This window comes from Brenneria sp. hezel4-2-4, from assembly GCF_013155275.1.
Classification (GTDB): domain Bacteria; phylum Pseudomonadota; class Gammaproteobacteria; order Enterobacterales; family Enterobacteriaceae; genus Brenneria.
Genome location: NZ_JABJXS010000006.1, coordinates 222,447 through 228,797 on the forward strand (window position 1 = coordinate 222,447; position 6,351 = coordinate 228,797).

5 protein-coding genes and 1 pseudogene are annotated in these 6,351 nt (G+C 53.6%); 3 read left to right on the forward strand and 3 right to left on the reverse strand.

The features are described 5' to 3' along the window. Nucleotides 1–27: 27 nt before the first annotated feature. The gene (locus tag HOY33_RS14070) at nt 28–1,191 is read right to left on the reverse strand and encodes an ROK family transcriptional regulator (RefSeq protein WP_172290848.1); all 1,164 of its coding nucleotides are present in this window, start codon (nt 1,189–1,191) and stop codon (nt 28–30) included. A gap of 343 nt (nt 1,192–1,534) precedes the next feature. Between HOY33_RS14070 and HOY33_RS14075 the strand changes: the two genes are divergently transcribed. The 3 genes from HOY33_RS14075 to HOY33_RS14085 all read left to right on the forward strand — a co-directional run bounded on the left by HOY33_RS14075 (nt 1,535) and on the right by HOY33_RS14085 (nt 4,794). Next, nucleotides 1,535–2,821, forward strand: coding sequence for an ABC transporter substrate-binding protein (locus tag HOY33_RS14075; RefSeq protein ID WP_172290849.1), 1,287 nt, complete (start codon nt 1,535–1,537; stop codon nt 2,819–2,821). A gap of 240 nt (nt 2,822–3,061) precedes the next feature. Continuing rightward, nucleotides 3,062–3,970, forward strand: coding sequence for a carbohydrate ABC transporter permease (locus HOY33_RS14080; RefSeq protein WP_172290850.1), 909 nt, complete (start codon nt 3,062–3,064; stop codon nt 3,968–3,970). Continuing rightward, a complete protein-coding gene (locus tag HOY33_RS14085) occupies nt 3,967–4,794 on the forward strand; it encodes a carbohydrate ABC transporter permease (protein ID WP_216660512.1) in 828 nt (275 codons plus the stop codon). Before HOY33_RS14080 ends, HOY33_RS14085 begins: the two co-directional genes overlap by 4 nt. A 263-nt stretch (nt 4,795–5,057) precedes the next feature. Here HOY33_RS14085 and HOY33_RS14090 read toward each other — a convergent pair whose 3' ends face one another. Both HOY33_RS14090 and HOY33_RS20630 read right to left on the reverse strand, forming a co-directional pair. Then, the gene (locus HOY33_RS14090) at nt 5,058–5,999 is read right to left on the reverse strand and encodes a sugar phosphate isomerase/epimerase (protein WP_172290851.1); all 942 of its coding nucleotides are present in this window, start codon (nt 5,997–5,999) and stop codon (nt 5,058–5,060) included. 173 nt (nt 6,000–6,172) lie between these two features. Next, nucleotides 6,173–6,351, reverse strand: a pseudogene (locus HOY33_RS20630) (gfo/Idh/MocA family oxidoreductase); the annotation flags it as partial.

A 6,351-nucleotide genomic window follows, 5' to 3' on the forward strand; every position in this document is an offset into this window, starting at 1 on the left:
GTTTCCTTTTGGTCAGTAGTGACGGTATTAACCGAACAGAGCATCGGGAGCATCCAGGCTGGTGAAGCCCTCCAGCGCCAGCGCAACCCCGCCTAACGGCACCGGAGCGGCGCTAAGGCGGGAGATAACGATATCGACCTGAGCGAGCGGCGCCGGCAGAGCGTTTTCACTCAGCGAGCGGCGCACGCCGGCTTCTAGCCAGGGCCATAGACGCGCCAGCGTACCGCTCAGCACCACCGCCGGCGGGTTCATAGCATTAATCAGATTCGACAATACCAAACCGACATAACCGCCAGACTCATCCAGCAATCCCAGTATCCCGCGGTTACCGGCGGCGGCGGCCTCCTGTAAATCCTCTAACGAAGCAATGCCCGGTACGCAATGTGCTGCGCGCGTCAACAGCCCACCCTGCGACACATAGGCGGCCAGGCAGCCCATTGCTCCGCAGCTACAGGGGTGTCCGTTGGCTATCACTTTCTGGTGACCCAGTTCACCGGCAAAGCCGTTTTTGCCGCGATAGACCCTGCCATCCATGAATAGTCCGCCACCAATGCCTGCACCGCCTTCAATCAGCAGAAAGTCGTCAATGCCGGCACAGTCGCCAAACAGATGCTCAGCCAAGGTGGCGGCATTGGTGTCGTTGTCCGCCTGTACCGGCGCCGGCAGATGGGACGCCAGCAGCGCAACTACATCTACATCACGCCATCCCAGATTGGGGGAATAGATTAGTCCTCCGCCCATCCCCACCAGTCCGGGCAGGCACACCCCGACGCTGCGGATCTCTGAGGCCGGCCGCTGCTGACGCCGCATCATGACCGAGACGCCCTCGGCCAACTGCGGCCTCAACTCTTCGGGAACAGCAGGCAATGGTCCTTGCCAACTGTCCAACGGTTGGCCATCCAGAGTCGCCAGCACCAACATCAGCTGTTCAAATTCCAGGTGCACACCGAGCAGGAACCCGCTATTCATGGAAATGCGCAAGCACTCCTGGGGACGACCACGCGTGCCCTGGGGTTGCCCTTGCGTCCGCTCAATCAGTCCTACTGCTTCGAAGCGTTTGATGATCACCGATACGGTGGATTTATCGCATCCGGTCAGGGCGCACAGTTCGCGCTGAGAAATATTCGGATGCGCGCGCAAAGCGTGAAAGACCTGCGAAGCATGAAACTGACGCAGATAAGTAGGATTCATGATTCCCCGCTTGAGTGGTATTTAAGTTTGAATATCAAACAAAATAAAAAGCCATTGTCGATAAGTCAACATGTACAGAAAGCACTCACAATCATCAATAAGAATTAAATGCTGATTTTTATATTCATAATGGATTTAAGCTCCAGGTTATTATCTAAAAACCCAAATACATCACTATCACTTGCTGATAAAAAATTCTGCTCACCACTCTTTAACCGAAAATAAGCAAACGCTATGGTCCGTCAATTGACTCTTCGAGCTTCGATTGCATACTTTATGTTTGTGACTAAGAATTATTAATTCAGCGCTTGTCCATCGATTGTTAACTCAGGAGATCTCTATCATGAAGTCTGGCATCACTCTGGCCACGGCCACCCTGATTACCACTTGCGCGTTTACCGCCGCCCCGGCACAGGCTGCTCCCGCCAGCGAGATCTGGACCTACTGGGGCGCAGGGACAGAGTTGACGGCCATCGAGGGATTAATGGAGGTATCCAATCAACACTACCCGGATACGCCCATCAAACAGCGAGTCATCTCCGGCAACACCACCGAAATGCGCCAGGCATTGCAGGTGGGCTTTATGGGCGGCAACATTCCGGTGGCCTGGCAAAGTGCGCTGGGACAGGAACTGAAAAATTTTGTCGATAGCGACCGGCTGACGCCGATAGACGATATCTGGCAGCAGGTGAATGGCGATAAGATATTTCCTGAAGGACTCGCTCGGGTGGTGACCTTTAATGGCAAGCATTATGGTATTCCGCTCAATATGCACACTGTCAGCAACGTTTTCTATAACAAGCAAATTTTTGACAAACTCAAACTGGCGCCGCCCAAAAACTGGGAAGAATTTGCCGCCGTCAGCAAAGTATTGCAAGACGCCGGCTATGAGGCGCTGGCCAACGCCTCAGGCAACAACTGGACCACCTATAACCTGTACGCACCGCTGATTTCCACGCTGGGTACCGATGGCTACTACCGATTGGCCAGCGGCGACATGCCATTTAACAGCCCCGAAGTACATAAGGCTTTTGCCCTGTTTACAGAGATGTATGCCAAGAATTACATGAAAAGCTGGAGCGGTTACACATGGCCCAGCGCCGCCGACCGCTTGGCCCAGGGTAAGGTTGCCATGTATCAGATGGGGGACTGGGTTGCTTCCTATCTGAAAGACAAGGGGATGAAGCCGGGGATTGATTTCGACTTTTTCCCGGCACCGGGACTCGATGGCGCCACCGTGGTACAAGTGGACGTGATGACTCACGCCGATACCGGCGACGAGGCCAAGAACCGGGCCGGGAAAAACTTCCTGCTGGCGGCCGCCAGCGCCGAAGGCCAGCGGGCCTTCAACGCCCCCAAAGGCTCGATTACCGCCAACATGGCGGTGGATGACAGTATCTACGACACCATCGGCAAGAAAACCTGGCGAGAAGTGCAACAGTCCAACCAGCAGAATAAAGTACTGCCCAACTTCAAGTTTCTCCTACCGGTGGAGTTGGGGGAAGAACTGGGCAATCAGATAGCCGCTTATGCGCAAAATCCCAGCCCGCGAGCGCTGGATACCATGTTGGACACGCTGGAGCAGCAACGAAAAATGCTTAAGGAAGAAGGCCGGTTCGTTAAGTGGTAACCCATAGGGCCGACGGGTGTCTCTACCATCGGTCAAAAAGAAAGTAAGGGAGAGGCGGACTGAACCGTAATAGCGGCGCCGATCGCATCACTCCCTGCCAAAGGAAACACACGAAAGACCAAAAGGCCGAGGCCTGTTTTTAGAATCGGCATAGGGGCGGTCATCTGACTGCGCCCACGCCGGGCGCACTAACACCAGGGGGCTTGTCAGTCCGCCCTGTCGAGGAGCTGCGATAACACCATGCCATTTTTACACAGCCTTTCCGCCCGGCGGCGACGCAATCTGACCTACAGCCTGTTTTTATTGCTGCCGGTCGTGTTATTTGTCGCCTCCTATATATACCCCACTATTTATACGCTTAATTTATCGTTGCACGACTGGGACGGCCTGTCCCCACGCCAGCGTTTCGTCGGGCTGGATAATTACGCCACCCTGCTGGCTCAAACGCGTTTTCATAACGCCGTGTTGAACAACATTGCCTGGTTGGCCTTCTACCTGATAGTGCCCAGTTTGTTAGGACTCGGACTCGCCTTATTGGTGGATGGCAAACTGCGTGGCGAAAGCCTGTTTAAGCTAGCGTTCTTTATTCCCTATATTTTTACGCCAGTGGCGGTGGCCGCCATCTGGCGCTGGCTATACCTGCCGGATGGCGGACTGTTCAACGCGGTGATTGCCGGCCTGGGTTTCCCCGACCAAATACAGAACTGGCTCGGGGATCCGGCTATCGTCAATCTGTCGGTGATGCTGGCCGCGCTGTGGTCCGGTACTGGCTTTGCCTTTATCGTTTTTCTAGCCGGATTGCGCAATATTCCCTATGAATACCTGGAGGCGGCACGAGTGGATGGCGCGTCGCACTGGGGGATTTTCTGGCACATCATTGTTCCGCAGCTGTGGCCTTCGACTATTCTGGTGGTGGGCATTTTCGGCATCGATGCCATGCGGCTGTTTGATATTATCTGGTCGGTGACCGGCGGCGGACCGGCACGCGCCTCCGAGGTGCTGGCCACTCAACTCTACGATGTCGCTTTCGGCCAGTTCAAGATGGGCATGGCCAGCGCTATTGGCGTGTGCCAACTGCTGTTGGCCGCTTTACTGATCCTGCCCTATATCATCTATATCACCCGTCGGGTGGAGGATTTGAGCGAATGACATCGATAATGTTTTCGATCAAACCGCTGCGTCTGTTGCGCTATACCGCGGCGACGCTGCTGGCGCTGCTTTTTGCACTGCCGCTGATGCTGGCAGTAAGCGCGGCGTTGAAAACTCCGGCTGAGCTGATGGACGTATTGGCTCTCCCCGCCTCCTGGTATAGCGGCAACTTTTCCACTGGCTGGCATCAGATCAGCGGTAGCCTGTTTAATAGCATCAAGATCACCCTACCGGCGATTCTGTTGTCGGTACTGATAGGCTGTATCGCCGCCTTCCCCTTATCGATGCTGCCAATAAAAAGCAGCCGCTGGATTTATCTGTTTTTACTAAGCGGCATGTTCGTGCCTTACCAGATTGTGCAAATCCCGGTATTTTTCATGATGCGTCAACTCGGTCTGTATAACCAAATTGCCGGACTGTGGCTGGTGCATACTGCCTATGGCGTACCGATCTGCACATTTTTTATGCGCAATTTCTTTGCCACTGTCCCGCGTTCAATTTTTGAAGCGGCGCAGTTGGATGGCTGCGGACCGACCGGCTATTTTTTCAAGATCTTGCTACCGGCCTCCCTGTCGGGCATCGCCGCGCTGACCATAGTGCAAAGCCGCTCTATCTGGAACGATCTGCTGTTTGCCATGACGCTGACCAACAACGACAGCACCATGCCGGTAACCGCAAAGCTCAATGGTTTTGTCAGCGCCATTCAGGTGGATTACGGCGCACTGATGGCATCAGCGCTGATTTCAGTATTGCCGATACTGCTAGTGTTTCTCTGTTTCCAGAAAGCGTTCGTGCGGGGGTTACTGGGGGGCAATTCCAAATAACCTCATTCCCTGAAGTTTTTTACCCGGACTATCAGCTTCTTGGTTATACCCTGTTCCATAAAGCAGACGCCGGACGATGGAATAACACCTGTCGGAATATCATCAGATGAAAGTAATGAGGGGAAAATGCAATAACTTGGGTAAGCTTCCTTGCTTAAAAATCAAGATAGCCCTCCCGCATGATGCGTGATTGCAGATGAAAACAGTCTGCAATCACGCCTGAGAATCAAAGCGGGTGGGTAAGCTTGCGCTATCCCAACAATTTATCGACTGATGGATTGTTGCAGGGCCTGGATTGAGGTCTCAATACCAGCCTCGACGGACATGGTCAGATCCTCCATTTCCAACGATACCCAGTCGTTATAGCCGGTCATGCTCAATACGGAAAAGAACTCCTTCCACCACAGTAAATCCTTGCCGCAGCCGACAGCCACATAGTTCCAGGTGCGGGTTTTTGATTCGGTCACCGGCTGGTATTCCATCAATCCGTCAATATCGGCCAGACCTCTCTCGATACGCGCATCTTTCCCATGCACGTGGAAAACGGCCCCTTCCAGTTTTCGCGCTGCCGCAATAGGATCGGCTCCCATGGCGATCAGGTGCGACGGATCCAGATTCATGCCGATAATGTCGCCGACCGCATCGCGCAGCCGTAACAATGTCGAGGGGTTGTAAACCAACTGGCATGGAAACTCTTCCAGAGCGATTTTCTCTACGCCATGTTGTTTTGCATGCTCGGCAAACTTCTTCCACCAGGGAATGGCAACTTCATTCCACTGATACTCGATCACGCCCGGCATGTAATCCGGCCAGGAAATCGTCGAGGTGATCCAGTTCGGAATTTTGTCATCGGGCCCGCCACCGGGCAGACCGCTCATCATGACTATTTTTTTCACCCCCAGCTTGCCAGCCAGCTCAACCGCCTTATAGCTGCTCGCGGTATGTGTTTCACCCAGCTTACCCGGCGCAAGCGGATTACCGGAACAGTTCAGCGCGGCAATTTCCATATCCCGCTTTTCCAGTTCCTTACGGAAAGCGGCAAGTTTTTCCGGAGACTCCAGCAATTCATTGGTTTTGACATGCGGGCACGATGCCCAGCCCCCCGCCGTCATTTCAACCCCGGTAAGACCATAGCCTTTCACCCGATCCAGCATCTCCGTGAAAGACAAATTCGCCAAAACGTCGGTACACAATGCAAGTTTCATAATCAATCCTTTATGCGATGAATCATGTTTACGTCTGGCAGACCTGAGTCAGCCAGGCTCTTGAACGAACAAAATGGTGTTATGTTTTTCAAACTGCCGATAAGTTCTTTCATTTCGACTACTACGGAAAATGCCCGGATTTGCCGGTGCGGAAAGAACGTTTCCTTTTGTTTTTATTCAAAATTCACCCAGGTTGAACCGTCATTGGCGGAACGTACGCAATTCTCAATCCAGCGCACCCCTTCCAGACCGGCATCGATATTGGGATAGATTAATTTCTCCAGCGTCGCGGTATCGCCCGTCCGTTTAGCGTGGATGGCGATGGCGCATTGCAGGTAGATATTCGCCCAGG

What these genes read in the sequence shown, in the direction of transcription:
- HOY33_RS14070 (WP_172290848.1), bottom strand. Translation starts at nt 1,191, where the DNA reads ATGAATCCTACTTATCTGCGTCAGTTTCATGCTTCGCAGGTCTTTCAC.
- HOY33_RS14075 (WP_172290849.1), top strand. Translation starts at nt 1,535, where the DNA reads ATGAAGTCTGGCATCACTCTGGCCACGGCCACCCTGATTACCACTTGC.
- HOY33_RS14080 (WP_172290850.1), top strand. Translation starts at nt 3,062, where the DNA reads ATGCCATTTTTACACAGCCTTTCCGCCCGGCGGCGACGCAATCTGACC.
- HOY33_RS14085 (WP_216660512.1), top strand. Translation starts at nt 3,967, where the DNA reads ATGACATCGATAATGTTTTCGATCAAACCGCTGCGTCTGTTGCGCTAT.
- HOY33_RS14090 (WP_172290851.1), bottom strand. Translation starts at nt 5,999, where the DNA reads ATGAAACTTGCATTGTGTACCGACGTTTTGGCGAATTTGTCTTTCACG.